Annotated in this window: 18 protein-coding genes; 9 read left to right on the top strand and 9 right to left on the bottom strand. The window is 69.6% G+C overall.

The genetic code is table 11. The annotated features are described in order from the left end of the window. The first annotated feature begins 19 nt into the window (after positions 1–19). The gene (locus tag ACGFML_RS12480) at positions 20–424 is read left to right on the top strand and encodes an SSI family serine proteinase inhibitor (RefSeq protein ID WP_393542787.1); all 405 of its coding nucleotides are present in this window, start codon (positions 20–22) and stop codon (positions 422–424) included. 25 nt (positions 425–449) lie between these two features. Here the strand turns inward: ACGFML_RS12480 and ACGFML_RS12475 are convergent, their stop codons facing one another. From ACGFML_RS12475 to ACGFML_RS12455, 5 genes are all read right to left on the bottom strand, one after another. Then, positions 450–611, bottom strand: a complete 162-nt coding sequence (locus ACGFML_RS12475) for a hypothetical protein (RefSeq protein ID WP_393542786.1) — start codon at positions 609–611, stop codon at positions 450–452. A 101-nt stretch (positions 612–712) separates the two neighbouring features. Beyond that, positions 713–1,672, bottom strand: coding sequence for a cytochrome c oxidase assembly protein (locus tag ACGFML_RS12470; RefSeq protein WP_393542784.1), 960 nt, complete (start codon positions 1,670–1,672; stop codon positions 713–715). Between the two features lie 117 nt (positions 1,673–1,789). Then, positions 1,790–2,815 (bottom strand): 6-phosphofructokinase, encoded by a 1,026-nt coding sequence (locus tag ACGFML_RS12465; protein WP_393542782.1) that lies wholly within the window; start codon positions 2,813–2,815, stop codon positions 1,790–1,792. A 185-nt stretch (positions 2,816–3,000) separates the two neighbouring features. Beyond that, positions 3,001–3,729 (bottom strand): type 1 glutamine amidotransferase, encoded by a 729-nt coding sequence (locus tag ACGFML_RS12460; RefSeq protein ID WP_393542780.1) that lies wholly within the window; start codon positions 3,727–3,729, stop codon positions 3,001–3,003. 38 nt (positions 3,730–3,767) lie between these two features. Further along, complete coding sequence (locus ACGFML_RS12455) at positions 3,768–5,006, bottom strand: MurT ligase domain-containing protein (RefSeq protein WP_393542778.1); 1,239 nt, start codon at positions 5,004–5,006, stop codon at positions 3,768–3,770. 200 nt (positions 5,007–5,206) lie between these two features. Here ACGFML_RS12455 and def point away from each other — a divergent pair, with 200 nt between their 5' ends. Beyond that, positions 5,207–5,761: a peptide deformylase gene (def, locus tag ACGFML_RS12450; RefSeq protein ID WP_393542776.1), complete on the top strand. Its 555-nt coding sequence runs from the start codon at positions 5,207–5,209 to the stop codon at positions 5,759–5,761. A gap of 20 nt (positions 5,762–5,781) precedes the next feature. On the opposite strand, the gene ACGFML_RS12445 is transcribed toward def, so the two are convergent. After that, entirely contained in the window at positions 5,782–6,429 is a 648-nt protein-coding gene (locus tag ACGFML_RS12445) for a TetR family transcriptional regulator (RefSeq protein ID WP_393542775.1), read from the bottom strand. A gap of 159 nt (positions 6,430–6,588) precedes the next feature. Between ACGFML_RS12445 and ACGFML_RS12440 the strand changes: the two genes are divergently transcribed. Next, positions 6,589–7,815, top strand: coding sequence for an acyl-CoA dehydrogenase family protein (locus ACGFML_RS12440; RefSeq protein ID WP_393542773.1), 1,227 nt, complete (start codon positions 6,589–6,591; stop codon positions 7,813–7,815). 384 nt (positions 7,816–8,199) lie between these two features. Here the strand turns inward: ACGFML_RS12440 and ACGFML_RS12435 are convergent, their stop codons facing one another. Next, the gene (locus ACGFML_RS12435) at positions 8,200–9,120 is read right to left on the bottom strand and encodes a LysR family transcriptional regulator (protein ID WP_393542771.1); all 921 of its coding nucleotides are present in this window, start codon (positions 9,118–9,120) and stop codon (positions 8,200–8,202) included. 161 nt (positions 9,121–9,281) lie between these two features. On the opposite strand from ACGFML_RS12435, the gene ACGFML_RS12430 reads away from it, so the two are divergent. After that, positions 9,282–10,160 (top strand): DMT family transporter, encoded by an 879-nt coding sequence (locus tag ACGFML_RS12430; protein WP_393543743.1) that lies wholly within the window; start codon positions 9,282–9,284, stop codon positions 10,158–10,160. A 50-nt stretch (positions 10,161–10,210) separates the two neighbouring features. Here ACGFML_RS12430 and ACGFML_RS12425 read toward each other — a convergent pair whose 3' ends face one another. Beyond that, on the bottom strand, positions 10,211–11,128 hold the full coding sequence (locus tag ACGFML_RS12425) for a GNAT family N-acetyltransferase (RefSeq protein WP_393542770.1): 918 nt from the start codon (positions 11,126–11,128) through the stop codon (positions 10,211–10,213). 761 nt (positions 11,129–11,889) lie between these two features. On the opposite strand from ACGFML_RS12425, the gene ACGFML_RS12420 reads away from it, so the two are divergent. The 4 genes from ACGFML_RS12420 to ACGFML_RS12405 all read left to right on the top strand — a co-directional run bounded on the left by ACGFML_RS12420 (position 11,890) and on the right by ACGFML_RS12405 (position 14,469). Next, positions 11,890–12,234 carry a barstar family protein gene (locus tag ACGFML_RS12420; protein WP_393542768.1) on the top strand — a complete coding sequence of 115 codons (345 nt, stop codon included), beginning with the start codon at positions 11,890–11,892 and terminating at the stop codon, positions 12,232–12,234. An 80-nt stretch (positions 12,235–12,314) separates the two neighbouring features. Beyond that, positions 12,315–12,881, top strand: a complete 567-nt coding sequence (locus ACGFML_RS12415; protein ID WP_393543741.1) for a YrhB domain-containing protein — start codon at positions 12,315–12,317, stop codon at positions 12,879–12,881. A 157-nt stretch (positions 12,882–13,038) separates the two neighbouring features. Next, on the top strand, positions 13,039–13,437 hold the full coding sequence (locus tag ACGFML_RS12410; protein WP_393542766.1) for a DUF6234 family protein: 399 nt from the start codon (positions 13,039–13,041) through the stop codon (positions 13,435–13,437). A 378-nt stretch (positions 13,438–13,815) separates the two neighbouring features. Beyond that, the gene (locus ACGFML_RS12405) at positions 13,816–14,469 is read left to right on the top strand and encodes a hypothetical protein (protein ID WP_393542764.1); all 654 of its coding nucleotides are present in this window, start codon (positions 13,816–13,818) and stop codon (positions 14,467–14,469) included. A gap of 317 nt (positions 14,470–14,786) precedes the next feature. Here the strand turns inward: ACGFML_RS12405 and ACGFML_RS12400 are convergent, their stop codons facing one another. Next, positions 14,787–14,936: a hypothetical protein gene (locus ACGFML_RS12400; protein WP_393542763.1), complete on the bottom strand. Its 150-nt coding sequence runs from the start codon at positions 14,934–14,936 to the stop codon at positions 14,787–14,789. A gap of 861 nt (positions 14,937–15,797) precedes the next feature. Between ACGFML_RS12400 and gcl the strand changes: the two genes are divergently transcribed. After that, on the top strand, positions 15,798–17,576 hold the full coding sequence (gene gcl / locus ACGFML_RS12395; protein WP_393543739.1) for a glyoxylate carboligase: 1,779 nt from the start codon (positions 15,798–15,800) through the stop codon (positions 17,574–17,576). Positions 17,577–17,756: the final 180 nt, after the last annotated feature.

Genomic DNA, 17,756 nt, shown 5'->3' with positions numbered 1-17,756 from the left:
GCCACCCTCAGGAGACCGCATGCCCAAGGCCCGCCGCGCACCCCGTGCCGTAGCGCTCACCACCGCCGTGCTCAGCGTGGTGGCCGTCGCCGGGGTACCCGCCGCAGCCGTGGAGCCGCCCCGCGCCCGTGGCCTGTTCCTGACGGTTTCCGGTGGTGGGGACACCTGGATCCGCGGGGTGCTGCTCAACTGCCCGGAGGGCCACGGCAGTCATCCGCACGGCGCCGCCGCCTGCGCGGCACTGAAGGAGGCCGACGGGGATCCGGACGCCCTGCCGGGCGACCCGCGCCCGTGCACCAAGCAGTACGACCCGGTCACCGTCGCGGCGACCGGCGACTGGCGTGGCCGCCCGGTGGCATGGCGCAAGTCGTTCCCCAACGCCTGCGTGCTGGACGCCGACACCGGGCCGGTCTTCCGCTTCTGAGGCCGGGCGGCTCCGCGCCGTTTCCTCAGACCCGCCGCTCCGACACCACCGCCACGGTCGTCAGCAGGGCCAGCACGACCCACAGGAACCACAGCAGCCCACTGGCGCCGAGCGCCACGGTGTAGGCCGTCGCGAGCACCAGCCCGCTCACCGTGCACACGGCCATCGTCCTGGCAGATCCGGGCATACCCGCAACCTCCTCACGACGGGCCGGGGCCCGCACGCCACGGGCCGCGGCCATGGGACCCATCGTCCCCGGCCGCGGCCCGTACCGCCAGCTGATCGCGCTCACTGCCCCCGGGCGTTGAGCGAGGCGAGATAGGCGTTGTACGCGGCCAGGTCCTTGTCACCGTCGCGGTCCGCGGCCCGGTCCGAGCGCAGCGACTGGCGCTCCTCGGACTTGTACCACTGGAAGACCAGGGCGATCAGCACCACGACGGACGGGATCTCGCTGAAGGCCCAGGCGATGCCGCCCGCGGCCGTCTGGTCGGCCAGCGCCTCGATGCCCAGCGAGGCCGGCGGGTGCAGGAAGGTGGTGACCATCGGCTCCGACGCCATCATCAGCGCGATGCCGAAGAAGGCGTGGAACGGCATCCCCGCGAACAGCTCCAGCATCCGCATCACATAGCCCGGCCGGTGCGGGCCCGGGTCGACGCCCATGATCGGCCAGAAGAACACCAGGCCGACCGCGAGGAAGTGCACCATCATCCCGATGTGCCCCGCCCTGGACTCCATCAGGAAGTCGAACAGCGGCGAGAAGTAGAGGGCGTAGAGGCTCGCGATGAAGAGGGGGATGGTGAAGGCGGGATGCGTGATGATCCGCATGTAGCGGCTGTGCAGCAGCGCCACCAGGAGTTCGCGGGGGCCCTTGCGGCCGCGCCCGGCGGCCGGCAGCGCGCGCAGCGCCAGCGTCATCGGCGCACCGAGCAGCAGCAGGATCGGTGACAGCATGCTGATGACCATGTGCTGCACCATGTGCACACTGAACATCGCCATGCCGTAGTCGTTGAGCCGGGTGCACATCACCAGTGCCACCGACACGACGCCCACAGCCCAGGCGACGGTCCGCCCCACCGGCCACCGGTCGCCGCGGCGCCGCAGCCGGAGCACCGCCCAGCCGTACAGGCCGAGCCCCAGCAGGCAGCCGACGAGAAAGAACGGATCACCACCGAACTCCAGGCCCCGCCCCAGCGTGAACGGCGGCAGCTCCATGTTCATGCCGTCCATGCCGTGCCCGCTGTGATCCATCCGCTCGCTCCTGATTCGTACCAATGCTCCGGCGACAAGACTAGAACCGCCCCCGGCCAGGACAGCGGCCGGGGGCGGTTCGTACGACACGGAACTACCGTGGCGGGGGTGCCGGGGTCACAGCACGCACTCGGCCTCGTCGTAGCGCTCGGCGGGCACGGTCTTGAGCGTCTCCACCGCCTCGGCGAGCGGCACCAGCGTGATGTCGGTGCCGCGCAGCGCGGTCATCATCCCGAAGTCGCCGCGGTGCGCGGCCTCCACGGCGTGCCAGCCGAAGCGGGTGGCGAGCACCCGGTCGTACGCGGTCGGCGTACCGCCGCGCTGGACGTGGCCGAGGATGACCGGCCGGGCCTCCTTGCCGAGGCGGTTCTCCAGCTCCACGGACAGCTGCCGGGCCACGCCGGCGAACCGCTCGTGGCCGTAGATGTCCTTGCCGCCGATGTCGAAGGACATCGAGCCCTCGCGCGGCTTGGCACCCTCGGCGACCACCACGATCGCGAACTTCTTGCCGGCCTCGAAGCGCTCGGAGACCCGGGCGGTGAGCTCGTCGATGTCGAAGGGCCGCTCCGGCACGACGATCGCGTGGGCACCGGCGGCCATGCCCGAGTGCAGCGCGATCCAGCCGGTGTGCCGTCCCATCACCTCGACGATCATTACCCGCTGGTGCGATTCGGCGGTGGTCTTGAGGCGGTCCAGCGCCTCGGTGGCGACCCCCACCGCCGTATCGAAGCCGAAGGTCACGTCCGTGACGGCGATGTCGTTGTCGATGGTCTTGGGTACGCCGACGATGGGCAGCCCGGCGTCCGACAGCAGCCGCGCCGCCTTCAGCGTGCCTTCGCCGCCGATCGGGATGATCGCGTCCAGGCCGAGCTCCGCGACATGGCCGCGGGCCCGCTCGACGCCGTCCCGCAGCTGGGCGGGCTGTACCCGGGACGACCCGAGGATGGTGCCGCCGCGCGCCAGGATGCCGCCGACGGCGTCCAGGTCGAGCTTGCGGTAATCGCACTCCAACAGGCCCTTCCAGCCATCGCGGAAGCCGATGACCTCGTCGCCGTGATCGGCGGTGGCACGGTGGACGACGGACCGGATGACGGCGTTCAGGCCGGGGCAGTCGCCGCCGGAGGTGAGGACACCAATACGCATTGCTCGAAAAACCCTCTGCAACTCAACCGGACGCCCGGACCCCGTCGTCCGGTTGGATTCCGCTCACCCTACAAGCGCAGGGCCCAAGGGCACACGTGCGCCCGCAGTGCGGGACTGCGGGCGCATGAAAGCGGTGGAAAGCGGACTTGACGCCCGGCGGGCGCGGGTGGGGCGTCGGTCGGCCGTCAGGCGGGCTGCGTGGCCGCGGCGATCCGCTCCTGGCGCAGCGCCTCGTACCAGCGGTCCTCCACCGGGGGCAGCGCGTTGACGTCCAGCGCCAACTTGATCAGCAGGTCGGCGATGTGCGGGTTGCGCGCCATCACGGGACCGTGCATGTACGTGCCGAAGACGGTGTCGTTGTAGGCGCCCTCGTAGCCGTCGCCGACGCCGTTGCCCTTGCCGAATCGCACCTTGGCGAACGGCTTGGCGGTCTTGCCCAGGTGCGTCACGCCCTGGTGGTTCTCGAAGCCGGTCAGCGGCGGCAGCCCCAACTGCGGGTCGATGTCGGCCAGTACGTCACCCACGCACCGCTCCGCCTCGCCACGGGTGCTGACCACGTCCAGCAGCCCCAGGCCCTCCTGCTGGTCGCCGAGGTCGTTGACGAACTCATGGCCCAGGATCTGGTAGCCGGCACACACCGAGAAGACGATCGCGCCGTTGGACACCGCCCGGTGCAGACCGCCGTCGCGGATCAGCCGCTCGGAGGCCAGCCGCTGCGGCCGGTCCTCACCGCCGCCGATCAGATAGATGTCGCCGGAGGTGGGGATCTGCTGGTCGGAGCGTACGTCCAGGCGCTGTACGTCCAGGCCGCGCTGGCGCGCCCGCCGCTCCACGACCAGGGCATTGCCCTGGTCGCCGTACGTGCTCAGCAGGTCCGGGTAGATCCACACCAGGCGCAGGCTGTTGTCACTCATGCTCGCTCGTCCTTGTCCGTCAGGTCGGTGGACCGCACTCAGTTGCCCACGCGGCGGCGCAGGTCCTGGAAGGCCGTGTAGTTGGCGATGACCTCGATCCGGCCGGGCGGCGCCATCTGGACCGCCTCGTCGATGTTGTCGCACACGTGGAAGTCGAGCCCGGCGACCTCGAGGCGCACCGCCAGGTCCAGCTTGCGGTCCCCGAGCACGAAGATCGGGTGCCCGGCCAGCCGGGTGTAGTCGACGTCCCACAGCCAGGAGGTGTCGGTGCCGTCCGCGCCGCGGGCGTTCACCGACATGATCACCGGGGTCGGCGGCGGGTCGATCAGCGAGAACGTCTCCAGCCAGCCGGCCGGGTTCTTCGCCAGCAGCAGCCGCAGCTCCCGCTCCAGGAACGTGACCACGTCGTAGCGGCCGGCCACCGCCTGGACGCTGTACATCCGCTCCAGGGCGACCTGCGGCGGCACCCCGAAGGCGGCCGCCACCGCTGCCGACGTCGTGGCGTTCGCCTTGTTGGCGCGCCCCGGCAGCTGGAGCTTGATCGGCCAGGCGCTGCCGTGCGGGTCCAGGACGTGATCACCGGACAGTGCCCAGCTGGGCGTCGGGCGGCGGAAGCCGCACTCGCCGCAGAACCAGTCGTCGCCCGGCCGCTGCATCACACCACCGCACGAGGGGCAGGACCAGGCGTCGTCCTTCCACTCCTGTCCGGCTGCGACCCACACCACGTTCGCGGACGACGACGCCGCCCACACGATCAGCGGGTCGTCGGCGTTGGCCACGATCAGGGCCTTGGAGCCGGCCAGGCCCTCCCGCCAGTGCTCGGCCAGCATGCGGGTCTCCGCGGCGCGGTCGAGCTGGTCGCGCGAGAGGTTCAGCAGCGCTATGGCCTTCGGCGTGACATCCCTGGCCACGCCGGAGAGGTACTTCTCGTCGACCTCGATGACGCCGTACTTGGCGTCCGAGCCGCCGGCCAGCGCGGAGGTGATGCCCGCCGGCATGTTGGCGCCGAGCGCGTTGGAGACCACCGGTCCGCTGGCCCGCAGCGCCTCCGCGATCAGTCGCGTGGTGGTCGTCTTGCCGTTCGTCGCCGACACCAGGATCACGTCCAGGTGTCGGGCCAGCCGGGCCAGCAGGTCGGGGTCGAGCTTGAGCGCCACCCGGCCACCGATCACCGATCCGCTGCCGCGGCCCGCCGCGCGCGACACCGCCGCCGCGGCCTTGCCCGCCGTCACGGCCAGCTTGGCCCGCGGCGACAGCGGCTCCGTGTTGCCTGCCATCGTCCTTGATCCTCCTTGCATCCGGCGCCCGCCTGCCGTGCGTCTGCCGGTGGAACGCCTCCTCCGCAGCCGATGGCCGGCCGGAGGCTTCGGTCGGGGATCAGCCTATCGAGATCCGGCCGTGGGCCCGAACCCCGCCACCCGTGGCGCGACATCCGGTACGACCGGAACGGTGTCCTGTGGACCGTACGCTGGACGCCATGCGCCCCCGTACGATCCCCGGCAGCACCGGCCGCCCGCGCCCGATGCGCCTCCTCGGCGACCCCGCCCTGCACGCGCCCTGCCAGGAGGTCACCGCCTTCGACGGCGAACTGGCCCGACTGATCGAGGACATGTACGCGACAATGTACGCGGCCCGCGGCGTCGGCCTCGCCGCGAACCAGATCGGCGTCCCTCTGCGGGTGTTCGTCTATGACTGCCCCGACGACGAGGACCGTCGCCACCTGGGGCATCTCGTCAACCCCCGGCTCGTCGACGCCGACGGACCGGTCTTCCGGGAGCCCGAGGGCTGCCTGTCGCTGCCCGGCATCGAGGCCGGTACGCCGCGCCACGACCACGCCGTTGTGGAAGGGCTCAGCGCCACCGGCGAACCGAAGACGGTGACCGGCACCGGCTTCTTCGCGCGCTGTCTCCAGCACGAGTGCGACCACCTCGAGGGCGGCCTCTACATCGACCGCCTCAGCGGGCTGCGCCGCCGCCGGGCGCTCCGCGCAGCCGCCCGCGCCCCGTGGGCCGCGGGGGAGTCCGGTCGCTGATCCTCAGAATCCGCTGATCCTCAGAATCCGGGGCTGCCGGCGCGGTCCTTGACGGTGGCCAGCTGTCCCCACAGCAGATCCGTCAGATGCTGCACCAATTGCTCGCGGGAACAGGGGCGTTCGCGCAGCCACCAGTCGCCGGCCGCATGCATCATGCCGACGATGCCGTGCCCCCACACCCGGGCCCGCTCCTCGCCCTCGGCTCCCAGGTCCAGCCGGTCGGCGATCACCTTGGCCAGCTCCTCGCCGAGCCGGCGCAGCAGCGGGGCGGAGTGCCGCCCGACGTCGAAGCCGGACTCGGCCTGGCTCTGCTCGTCGGACGGGTGCATCAGGAAGCGGTAGACCTGTGGTCGGGTCTCGATGGCGACCAGATAGGCGTCGAGGGTGGCCTCGACGCGGTCCCGGCGCAGGACCGGCGCGTCCAGCGCCGTCCGCAGGTTGGCCAGCAGGGCATCGGTGTGTCGTACGGCCAGTGCCCGGTACAGGCCGCCCTTGTCCCCGAAGTGCCGGTAGAGGATCGGCTTGGTGATGCCGGCCTCGGCGGCGATGGCGTTCATCGACGCCTCCGGGCCGTCGCGCAGCACGATCCGCTCCGCAGCCTCCAAGAGTTCCCGCCGTCTGCGCTCGGTCGCCGTCTGCCGACGGCCACTGTGCTGTGTGTTCTCCATGGTCGTGCTCCCACCCTCGTGAATCCGTGGCGCTCGCGCAACGTAACACCCGAACTCCACGGCGAATTCGAAGCCCAGGGAGTTGACATCCCTTACTCGTGAGTAACAGACTCACGTTACCGCAAGTAACATATGAAAGATCGCAGCGCTGGAGGGGTCATGGCCGAGTTCACCATGGAGCTCAATGAGGAGCAGAGGGAAGTCCGCGACTGGATTCACGGATTCGCCGCGGACGTCATGCGCCCCGCCGCCGCTGAATGGGACGAGCGCGAGGAGACCCCCTGGCCGGTCATCCAGGAGGCCGCCAAGATCGGCCTGTATTCGCTGGACTTCTACGCCCAGCAGTTCTTCGACCCCACCGGCCTGGGCATCCCGATGACCATGGAGGAGCTGTTCTGGGGCGACGCGGGCATCGCCCTGTCGATCGTCGGCACCGGCCTCGCCGCCGTCGGCGTGCTCGCCAACGGCACCGAGGAGCAGATAGGCACCTGGGTGCCGCAGATGTACGGCGACGCCAATGACGTCAAGGTCGCCGCCTTCTGCTCCTCCGAGCCGGACGCGGGTTCCGACGTCGCCTCGATGCGCACCCGCGCCGTCTACGACGAGGCCAAGGACGAATGGGTGCTCAACGGCACCAAGACCTGGGCCACCAACGGCGGCATCGCCAACGTCCACGTCGTCGTCGCGGTCGTCGACCCCGAGCTGGGCTCCAAGGGCCACGCCTCCTTCATCGTCCCGCCGAACACGCCCGGCCTCTCCCAGGGGCAGAAGTTCAAGAAGCACGGCATCCGCGCCTCGCACACCGCCGAGGTCGTTCTCGAGGACGTCCGGATCCCCGGTCACTGCCTGCTCGGCGGCAAGGAGAAGCTCGACGAGCGGCTCGCCCGCGCCCGTGAGCGTGCGAAGAGCGGCGGCGAGCGCGTGAAGAACGCCGCGATGGCCACCTTCGAGGCGTCCCGCCCGGCGGTCGGCGCGATGGCGGTCGGCACCGCCCGCGCCGCGTACGAAGAGGCCCTGGAGTACGCGAAGACCCGCGAGCAGTTCGGTCGCCCGATCATCGACAACCAGGGCGTCGCCTTTCAGCTCGCCGACATGCGCACCCAGATCGACGCCGCCCGCCTGCTGGTCTGGCGGGCCTCCTGGATGGCGGTGGCCGGCCGGCCGTTCACCTCCGCCGAGGGCTCGATGTCCAAGCTCTTCGCCAGCGAGGTCGCCAAGAAGGTCACCGCCCAGGCCGTGCAGATCCTCGGCGGCAACGGCTTCACGCGCGAGTACCCGGTGGAGCGGATGCACCGCGACGCCGCCATCTACACCATCTTCGAGGGCACCAGCGAGATCCAGCGCCTGGTCATCGCCCGCACGCTGTCGGGGATGCCGATTCGCTGAGTCCAACTCCCTGTGGAACGCGCGTAGTTCGCGGGAAATGCCGGAGGGCTCCACTCTTCCCGGAGTGGGGCCCTCTCGCGTCTCCCAGGAGCCTCGAACCCACCTCGGGGAGATATCCGGGAGATCGCTTGCGACGGGGAGCGACGAACTCGGGAACGGCCCGAACCCGGGAACGGCCCGAACTCGCAACGATCAGGACCGGGCGGAGTGGCTCCCTCGTCGCGCGAGACCTTTGTGGCTGCATAGGAACGCGGCGGTCCCGCCCGACTGGGCGGTCCTTGAGGCTGCGGGCCGCGTCGTGGTCGGAGCCGATGTTCCGGTGGACCGCTGGGTCCTGCAGCGTCTCGGTCGTGTTGCCCCATGCCGACCCGGCATCAGCCTCCCTCAGTCCTTCGGACGGACCTCGTCGGTGGACTGCCGGCGGGCCCCCTCCAGCGCGGCGACGCAGGCGCGCACCGGCGGGCTCTCGGCGCGGGTGAGCCAAGCGGCCCGAACGTCGCGGCGCAGTGCCGGCCGGGTGGCCAGGAATCGCACTCCTGGCGGGGCGGGGCGACACGACATCTCGGGGACGAGGGATGCGGTGAGATTCCGTGCGACCAGGGCGAGTTGAGTGGAGTGCTCTGCGACGAGATAGCGAATGTCGGGTTCGATCCCACGGGTGCGCAGAAGCTGGAGCAGGGCCTCGTAGGGCGCGGTATCTGGGGGGCAGCAGGCCCACGCGGTGTCCGCGAGGTCGGCCAGGTCGACGGTCCCGCGGCCGCTGAGGGGATGCTGCTCGGACAGGGCAACGTGGACGTCCTCGCTGACAAGGGTGCGCAGTGTCACGCCCTCGGGGACGGACACCGGGCGATCGGCCCAGCTCTCGATCAACAGCAGGTCGAGTTCGCCATGGATCAGCCGGGGCACCAGGTCGAGAACCTCTCCGTCGACGACGGTCGGAGTGAGGCGGGGGTGGTCGGCGGCGAGGGCGGCCAGGGCGTCAGGCAGCAGGGTGCGGACGGCGCTGCCCACGCCACCGATGCGGAGCGGGCCCAGCACCTCCTCCCCGAGGTCGGCCAAGTCGCTCTGCGCCGCCGCGAGTTGCTCGAGGAGCCGGTCGGCGTGACCTGCCAGAACCCGGCCGGCATGGGTAAGGCGGATGCTGCGCCCGTGCGGCTCCAGGAGGGAGTGTCCGGCCTCGCGTTCCAGTTTGGCCAGTTGCTGTGACACCCCTGATGGCGTCATGTGCAGAGTGCGGGAGGCCTGGGCGATCGAACCGTGGGCGGCCACTGCGGCCAGGGCGCGGAGTCTGTCTACACTGAACACGACAGCGATGCTACCGAATACCCTCATCGAATCAATGCTTTTCGTTATGAGTCCCGCCGGGCACAGTGGCTTTCATGACGTTGCAGGAGAAGTCTCCATCCATACGGCCGGCCGAGAGCGGCGTCAAAGAACGGGCGGCCGATGGACCGGCACGGCCGGTCGTGGCGGCCGTCGCAGGGTCCGCCTGCATTTCGGCCTCGGCCGTGTTCATGAAGCTCTCAGGAACGAACGCGGGGACGGCGGCGTTTCTGCGCTGTGCGCTCGCCCTGGTCGTCCTCGTCCCACTCGCCGGCCGAGAATGGCGCAAGGTGGGCGCACGGCCCCTGCGCTATATGGCGATGGACATCGGGGCCGGGGTGCTGCTCGGCATCGACATGGTGTTCTGGGCGGCTGCCGTTCGCACCGTCGGCGCCTCGGTCGCCACAGTTCTGCTGAATCTCCAGGTCGTGGTCTTTCCGCTCCTTGCCCGACTGGTGTCGGGCGCCGAACTCTCCGGGCGGTTCGTGCTGATGGCTCCGCTCATGCTCGTGGGTGTCGCGTTGGCGAGTGGCGCAATCGGACATCCGGCGCCAGGCAGCGATCCGGTCGCCGGTGTGACGTTCGGAACGGCGGCCGGCGTGACCTACGCGGGATATCTGTTCCTGATGCGGCTCGGCGGCGGCCGTGAGCACACCGTCGCACCGGTGTGTGTGTCGACCATGGCGGCCGCCACGGCCGCGGCGGGACTGGGCAGCCTGTGGACAGGAATCGATCTCACCCCCGGCTGGCCCGCCTGGGGCTGGCTGATCGCCTTGGCCCTGGTGGGCCAGGTGCTGGCCTGGCTGCTGATCACCACCGCCCTGCCCCGCCTGATGCCACATACCGGCGCGGCACTGTTGCTGCTGCAGCCGGTACTCGCATTCGGCCTCGGCGTCGCCATCGGCGAACGCCCGACACCCACCCAGGCCGGCGGCTGTGCCCTGGTGGTCGCCGCCGTCTGGTACCACAGCCGCACCTCCGGAGGACGGGAGCCGAAGGCGGCGTCACCACGGGCGGGTTGAGGTCAGAGCCACGGCCGCCCACAGGCGGTGGGGCTGTCCGGGCGGGAGACTCAGCGGCTGAACAGAGAAGCCAGCGTGGGGTGTCCGGAGGCCTTTCGCAGCTGAGCGACGACGAACGGCTCCAGCCCGTAGTGCGCCGCTTCCGCAACGGCAGCCATGATCTCGGAGGCGCTCACCGCTTGGGCCCGTGCCGCCAGAACAAGCCTGACCATCTGAGCCGACACGCTCACGGCCTGGCCGTCAAAGTCGACCGTCGCGCTGCCGTCCGCGCCGTGGGCAAGGACCTGGGGCGCACCGGCCGGCGGCGCCAGAGCTCCAGTGAGCGCCGTAACGTACGGTCCCTGCGGCCCTGGGATCTGCACTGCCTCCACTGCAGGGTGCAACGGATGCCATCCCCGCATCATGTCGGGCCCGACCGGCCGGGACAGCACCACGCCCAGGGGATCGACAAGGTGCAGCGGTTCACCCAACGGCAGCATCGTGAAGCCGGCCTGGGCGTAGTAGTCGCTCAGACGGCTGTTCTTCCGCGAGCAGGTGACGGTCAACAACCGGTAACCGACGCGTTGGTAGTGCATACGGACCTGCTCGAGGAGCCGGTGTCCCAGGCGGCTGCCCCGGTACCCCTCGGCGACTGCGATGGCCTCTGCCTCCACCAGCTGGCGCCCAAGCCGTCGGCGGTGTGCGTCGCTGATACCGGCGATGGAGGAGATCCAGTCCACGGGTGGGCAGGCGGCGGCCACGCCCACCACTCGCCGATCGGGGGCCTCAGCCACCCACCCGCAGGCGCCGAGTGAGGACGCCTTGCGGCCCAAAGCGGTGATCAGACGGGCCGTGTCGAAGGCTCCCTGCGCGTCCGGGTACTCCACGGTCGCCAGCAGAGCTTCGACTGCGTCATGGTCGTCCTCACCTGCAGATCGGAGAACGATGTCTCCCTCGGCTTCGCGACCGAGGCGCGCTGTCTGCCGCATCTTTGATGCTCGTCCCATGCGAGCGCCAACGAAGCACGTGTGGTGGCGTTTCGTTCGCTGGGCCGACTGGGCGAGGCCGCCGGGTGGGCCTGTGCCCGCCCGAGCCGGTCCCAGGGGCAGGACCGACCGTCGTCGGGGGCGGTATCCGGCCGGGGGGCAAGAGGCGATTGCCTGGAGACCGGGTCACCCACGAGCAACGCACCCACAAGGTCCGTATCCCCGCAGGCATCCGGAACGGACAGCCGATCCGGATTCGAGAGATCGGTGACCCCGAGAAGCACGGCGGCGCACCCGCGGACGAGAATTGGCGCATGAGTGGCGCAGCGAGCGGGGCCAAGTACTCCCTGGTCAGTGACGAGGACGAAGGCGACTTCTGGGGGTATGCGCTGGACGCGTCCGGGCTCTTCGCCCCGTTGGAGGACGGTCGGCGACGGGTCGAATTGCGCGGATGCGCGCCACAAGGAGGGCTCCTGGCCCGCGTCCCTCGGATCGGTAGCAAGTGCTCTCGCCGGCAACGCCTATCTCGCCGTGCTGGCTCCATCAGGGGCTGAGACAGGCAGCTACTTCGTCAACGGGCTGACACCCGAATCGGTCCAGCCCTCGACGATGGGGCCGGGCCTGGTCGACCTGACGGTGGGCCTGTGGTGCGACGACCTGCTTCCACAGTCCGAGGGGCCTTGGGAGCTGATCCGCACTGGACGACTGGATCGCAGGGGATTGTGGCAGCCACTTGATCCGGCCGGGCGTCTCGCTGGCTGTCGGTGGCCTTGCGGCATCACGCCTGTCGGAACCTCCCCGACAGCCCCGCAGGTTCCACGTTCACGCTCGACGGCCGGTACATCGTGGACGAAGACAGCTTCTACTGTGCCCTTGGCGAAGCGGTGAACGGACCGGGCGGCTACTTCGGCTGGAACCTCGATGCGCTGGACGACTGCCTGCGCGGCCGCTGGGGAGCGGCCTCACCGTTCGCCCTGGACTGGCAACACTCGGAAACAGCTGCCACGTATCTGTCGAAGAGCAGCACGGAAGCTGCCAACAGTCCCACTACGTTCGACAGGATCCTGGAGGTCCTCCAGGAGAGCCGCATCGACGTCCTGCTGCGCTGATGACTGTGGTCTGCCCAACCGTGGAGCCCACAGGAGACCTGGTGGTAGCCATTCGGGCCGTACGGGATGCTGACGGAGTGATGAAGCGAGATGCCGCGGTTCGGATGGTTGAGGAAGAGCTGGAACGCGACTACCAGCGGGAGCTGTCGATGGGGATCGACCCGATGCGCCTGGCTGTATCGCACGTAGAGCAGCACGAGCTGGTATGGATCGTCTCCTGGACATCTGAGGAGTATCTGCGCACCCGGAATCCAGACTTCATGCTGGCCGGGAACGGGCCCTACCTAGTTGACCGCGTCGACGGAAGCCTGCACCAGATCGGTGTCGTCTCTGCAGTAACCGGTGCGTGGGAGTCGGACTACCGAGCCCGTATTCGAAGGCAGGTCACGCGGACCGCAGTGGACGATCTGCACGATGAGGTCCGGGCAGCGGCAGACGCTCGCGGGAGGGTGCATGCCATGCACGCTCTGCGACAAAGAGTGCCGGTGCTCTCCCACGCTCAGATCATCGAGTACGTGACCGCCTTGCTGCACGGCGATGCTCCGGCGCACCTTGTAGAGGTCGCCTCCGGAGAGCTGGTGCCGCCTACCGACCCGGTTCTGTCCGTAGTGACCATCCGCGGAGCCGGGCACCGCCGAGGTGCCTGACCGCAGCAGATGCCCTCACGAAGCGAGGAGAACTCGCGTGCGCAGGAGGGAGAAGCCGGCGCGACCGAACGTCGTCAAGGCCGGCGGCGAGAGGTGAGGCGCAGAGTTGAGTACGCCTACTCATGCGCATCACCACGAGGATCGGCACCCTGAGGCCATGCCGGACGCCCATCTCACGCCGAAACGCCGGCGCCCCTGGTCGCACCGAACACGCTCGGGTGTGGACCTTGCCCTCGCGATCCCGTTGTTCCTGCTGGAGATCGCGTGGCTCGTGCTGGACTGGATCTTCGGCTTCGGCTTGGAGGTATGGGCGGCGCAAGGCGACCAAGTGCGGATCGACGCGGCCGGCCTCGCACACATCGGTCGGGTGTGGATACTGCTGGTCGCCGTACTCACCTTGGCAGTGCTCGCGGGGGTCTTCCGTGCCCGCTGGACGGTGATCACGCACCTGCTGGTGGCTCTCCTGGCCGGCGGGGTGCTGGTGGTCGCGCGACACCAGTGGGACAACAGCCACGCCCCGCCGCCCGGGTGCATCCGCTACAGCGCGAACTGCTGAGACAGCCGGGCGCGGCGCGGACCACGCGGTTGCGGCGGCCGTCGCGCGGTCGGCTCCGGCTACGTCGGCAAGCCGACCCGACCCGACGCGGCCGGCCGTCACGGCCACCGCAGCCATCCGCGCTGGATCGGGTGATGCCGTGCACGACCATGTCCCATCCGTCATGATCCGTCATGTCCCGTCCGTGCAGCCAGGACCCCTTCGATCGTGCCGGCCGGACCGGCCCCACGGCCGACGGCGTTCACCCCCTACGCCGCCCGTCCGGTCCGGCAGGGGCGTTGTCGGTGGCAGCGCCTAACCTGTGCGAAAGGGCGTCGGAAGAACGCCGCACAAGCGTCGGGCCACGGCGGAGAGCCGCGGCACACCCAGGGGGAACACATGAGCCTGCACCGTCCCGGACTGCCGGAGGAGCTGCCGGATCCCGAGCTGCTGTGGGCGCGGTGGGCGGCGATCGCCGTCGTCACCGCGCAGGACCCGGCGGAGCGGGGCCGGTACCCCACGGGCTGTTGGCTGGACGGCGGCGGCCTGCATTTCGACGACTGCGGATGTACATGGTGGACGCTGGTGCGGGCCGGTGACGGCCGGGCCGTCCTCTACGGCGAGGACGAGTCGAGCGACGTCAAATGGCACAAGCCGCCCATCGACATGCTGGCGGGCGCCCCGGACTGGCTCCCCCACAAGACCCTCCGCGACCTGCTCGAAGGGTACGAACTGGGCTGCGTCTACTGGTACGAGAACGGCGCCTGGGCCCGCGCGCCCTATCCCGCGAGCCTCGCCGACGACGGACTCGACTGCGGAATGGCCCGGTTCGCCACGCTGGAGGACGCAGCGGCCGAGCTGGCCGGGTATCTCGACGGAGAGGTCGATGACCAGAGCGCAGCGGAACTCCTCGCCCACGCCGAACAGCACACCCTGACGAGGGAGTTGCTGGATGCCTTCCGCATCGCGTCCGGCAACCCGGACGGCGCCACCTCCGCGATGGCGGCGGACCTGCGCCGCTCGGGCCTGGACGGCGGCGTGGCCGTGGGCTGAGCCGGGCACGCTCAGCCCCGGGCCGGGGGGCTCGGGGCTGCGCACCATCCCGTGGGCCGTCGTCAGGTGCGCACGCTCCCCGTGGCCCCCCACACACACGAACAGCTCCGGCTGGAAGACGAGCTCGGTGCGCTGGACGGGGTTCCCCCCCGATCCCCCCGATCCCCCCGATCCCCCCCGAATCTCCCCGGATCTCCCCGATCCCTCCGATCTCCCCGATCAGCGCGCCCACCGCAGCGGTCGCCATCGCCTTCCATCCCTGGAGAGTCGGGCGGTCCCGGCGCCTCTCCGGAGCACATCAGGTGGGGAGCGCGCGGTCAGCGCGGGATCAGTGAGCCGTCTTTCGTGACCGTCAGGTGTGCCTGGTGGCCGCCCGGCGAGCAGTTGCGGCCGTTGGGGTAGGTGGGTTTCGGCGTGACGCTGATCGGTCGGTCGAGCACGACGCTGCCCTGCTGGTTCTTGAACACCAGCCTGACGGAATCGACTTTTCCGGGAGGCCGCGTACGGCCGCGAAGCCATGCCCGATGAGCGGCTCGGGGGATTGAGTCGGGCTCGCTGCCGGGCTCTGTGCGGCGGTGGGGGATTCCGTGGTCATCACGGGGTTCCCCGGGGGCGGCAGTTCTCCGGACGGGGTCTCCCGAACTCGGAGCGTGCGCTGCCGGCATGTGCCGTCCCAGCAGGCCGTAAGGGTCGCGTCGGCCACCCTGTTCGCCAGTTGCGGGTGGACCTCTACTCGGATCCCGGCGGGCGCATCCACCAGGGTGCAGGGACGGGTGTCTCCCGCGGCACCCTCGCACGCGGTCAGCAGCGCCAGAGCCGCCAGGGATATCGCCAATCCGGCGGTCTGTCTCACGCTGGCTCCTCGGCAACCGTCTGCGTCTTGATCACGGCGACTCATGCCGGCACGAAGCTGCATCACCGTCGCTCGATTTGGCCCGTCGAGAGCCGTCCCATCGCCTGTTGCCGAGTCAGGGACGAGCGAACAAGTCGGTTGCGTGGGTGTTGCTGGGTGTCGCTGTTCACCCGCCCCGTGGGCGTGGCCCCGCACCGCACCACCGTCCGCCGCCTGGGCGTCCGCCGTTGTCGTCGGCGGCCCTGAGCGGGCAACCCGCACGCCACTGAGCCGCGCCCCGAGCAGATGTCCGGGCGCGGCTCAGTGGCGTCCGCATCCGCATCCGGGCCTTGACGAGGGGATCGACTCGTTCTACGTTTCTTCCATAAAGCAAAACATTGATTCCATGATGCGGAATTAAGAACTTTCTGGTTCCTCCGGCCCTTCGCCGGAACATGCCCCTGACAGGTCGACGCAGGAGTACTCGATGCCTCGAATGACAGCCGCCCGCGCTGCAGTGGAGATCCTCAAGCGCGAGGGCGTGACCAACGCCTTCGGAGTGCCGGGCGCGGCGATCAACCCCTTCTACAAGGCGCTGAAGGAGGGCGGCGGCATTGATCACACGCTCGCTCGCCACGTCGAGGGCGCCTCGCACATGGCCGAGGGATACACCCGGACCCACCCGGGCAACATCGGTGTCTGTATCGGGACGTCCGGCCCGGCCGGCACCGACATGATCACCGGCCTGTACTCCGCGATCGGTGACTCGATCCCGATCCTGTGCATCACCGGCCAGGCGCCGACCCATGTGATCCACAAGGAGGACTTCCAGGCCGTCGACATCGCGTCGATCGCCAAGCCCGTCACCAAGGCGGCGACCACGGTGCTCGAGGCGGCACAGGTCCCCGGCGTCTTCCAGCAGGCCTTCCACCTGATGCGCTCCGGTCGGCCCGGCCCGGTGCTGATCGACCTGCCGATCGACGTCCAGCAGACCGAGATCGAGTTCGACCCCGACACGTACCAGCCGCTCCCCGTCTACAAGCCGGTCGCCAGCCGCGCCCAGATCGAGAAGGCACTCTCCCTCTACCTCCAGTCGGAGCGCCCGCTGATCGTCGCGGGCGGCGGTGTCATCAACGCCGACGCCTCCGAGCTGCTGGTCGAGTTCGCCGAGCTGACCGGGACCCCGGTCATTCCCACCCTGATGGGCTGGGGTATCCTCGGTGACGACCACGAGCTGAACGCCGGCATGGTCGGTCTGCAGACCGCCCACCGCTACGGCAACGCCAACTTCCTGGAGTCGGACTTCGTCCTCGGCATCGGCAACCGCTGGGCCAACCGCCACACCGGTTACAAGCTGGACGTCTACACCAAGGGCCGGAAGTTCGTCCACGTCGACATCGAGCCCACCCAGATCGGCAAGATCTTCGCACCCGACTACGGCATCGCCTCGGACGCCAAGGCCGCGCTGGAGCTGTTCGTCGAGGTCGCCAAGGAGCTCAAGGCCGAGGGCAAGCTGCCCGACCGCAGCGACTGGGCCGCCTCCACCCAGCAGCGCAAGGCCGAACTCCAGCGCCGTACGCACTTCGACGACATCCCGATGAAGCCGCAGCGCGTCTACGAGGAGATGAACAAGGCGTTCGGCCCGGAGACCCGCTACGTCTCCACCATCGGCCTCTCCCAGATCGCCGGCGCGCAGATGCTGCACGTCTACAAGCCGCGCCACTGGATCAACTGCGGCCAGGCGGGCCCGCTGGGCTGGACCATCCCGGCCGCGCTCGGTGTCGCCACCGCCGACCCGCAGTCGCCGGTCGTCGCCCTCTCCGGCGACTACGACTTCCAGTTCATGATCGAGGAGTTGGCGGTCGGTGCGCAGCACCGGATCCCGTACGTCCACGTCCTGGTGAACAACTCCTACCTGGGCCTGATCCGTCAGGCGCAGATCGGTCTGGACATCAACTTCCAGGTCAACCTGGAGTTCGAGAACATCAACTCGCCCGAGCTGGGCGTCTACGGCGTCGACCACGTCAAGGTCGCCGAGGGGCTGGGCTGCAAGGCGATCCGGGTCACCGACCCGAACGAGCTGGGCGCCGCCTTCGAGGAGGCCAAGAAGCTCGCCGCCGAGCACCGCGTGCCGGTCGTCGTCGAGGCGATCCTGGAGCGCATCACCAACATCGCGATGAGCAAGACCGCGGACATCAGTGATGTCACCGAGTTCGAGGAGATCGCGACCGAACCGGGCCACGCGCCCACCGCGATCAAGCCCCTCAAGGGCTGACGCCGGACCCGATCCGGACGGTGTGCCGGGCGCGCTTGACCCCCGCGCCCGGTGTCGCCACTATCCCGTACAACAGAAATATAAATCCGCTATTCGGAAGGGGCGCCGACCTTCATGGGTTTCACGGACACGCGCTTCAACGTCAATCTGTCGATTCTGTTCACCGAGCTTCCGTTGTTG

The organism is Streptomyces sp. NPDC048650, from assembly GCF_043199095.1.
Classification (GTDB): Bacteria; Actinomycetota; Actinomycetes; order Streptomycetales; family Streptomycetaceae; genus Streptomyces.
This window is presented reverse-complemented; position numbering and strand designations above follow the sequence as displayed.

Excerpts from the sequence above, each read along its gene's own strand:
- ACGFML_RS12480 (WP_393542787.1), top strand. The coding sequence starts at position 20 with ATGCCCAAGGCCCGCCGCGCACCCCGTGCCGTAGCGCTCACCACCGCC.
- ACGFML_RS12475 (WP_393542786.1), bottom strand. The coding sequence starts at position 611 with ATGCCCGGATCTGCCAGGACGATGGCCGTGTGCACGGTGAGCGGGCTG.
- ACGFML_RS12470 (WP_393542784.1), bottom strand. The coding sequence starts at position 1,672 with ATGGATCACAGCGGGCACGGCATGGACGGCATGAACATGGAGCTGCCG.
- ACGFML_RS12465 (WP_393542782.1), bottom strand. The coding sequence starts at position 2,815 with ATGCGTATTGGTGTCCTCACCTCCGGCGGCGACTGCCCCGGCCTGAAC.
- ACGFML_RS12460 (WP_393542780.1), bottom strand. The coding sequence starts at position 3,729 with ATGAGTGACAACAGCCTGCGCCTGGTGTGGATCTACCCGGACCTGCTG.
- ACGFML_RS12455 (WP_393542778.1), bottom strand. The coding sequence starts at position 5,006 with ATGGCAGGCAACACGGAGCCGCTGTCGCCGCGGGCCAAGCTGGCCGTG.
- def (WP_393542776.1), top strand. The coding sequence starts at position 5,207 with ATGCGCCCCCGTACGATCCCCGGCAGCACCGGCCGCCCGCGCCCGATG.
- ACGFML_RS12445 (WP_393542775.1), bottom strand. The coding sequence starts at position 6,429 with ATGGAGAACACACAGCACAGTGGCCGTCGGCAGACGGCGACCGAGCGC.
- ACGFML_RS12440 (WP_393542773.1), top strand. The coding sequence starts at position 6,589 with ATGGCCGAGTTCACCATGGAGCTCAATGAGGAGCAGAGGGAAGTCCGC.
- ACGFML_RS12425 (WP_393542770.1), bottom strand. The coding sequence starts at position 11,128 with ATGCGGCAGACAGCGCGCCTCGGTCGCGAAGCCGAGGGAGACATCGTT.
- ACGFML_RS12415 (WP_393543741.1), top strand. The coding sequence starts at position 12,315 with ATGAAGCGAGATGCCGCGGTTCGGATGGTTGAGGAAGAGCTGGAACGC.
- ACGFML_RS12410 (WP_393542766.1), top strand. The coding sequence starts at position 13,039 with ATGCCGGACGCCCATCTCACGCCGAAACGCCGGCGCCCCTGGTCGCAC.
- ACGFML_RS12405 (WP_393542764.1), top strand. The coding sequence starts at position 13,816 with ATGAGCCTGCACCGTCCCGGACTGCCGGAGGAGCTGCCGGATCCCGAG.
- gcl (WP_393543739.1), top strand. The coding sequence starts at position 15,798 with ATGACAGCCGCCCGCGCTGCAGTGGAGATCCTCAAGCGCGAGGGCGTG.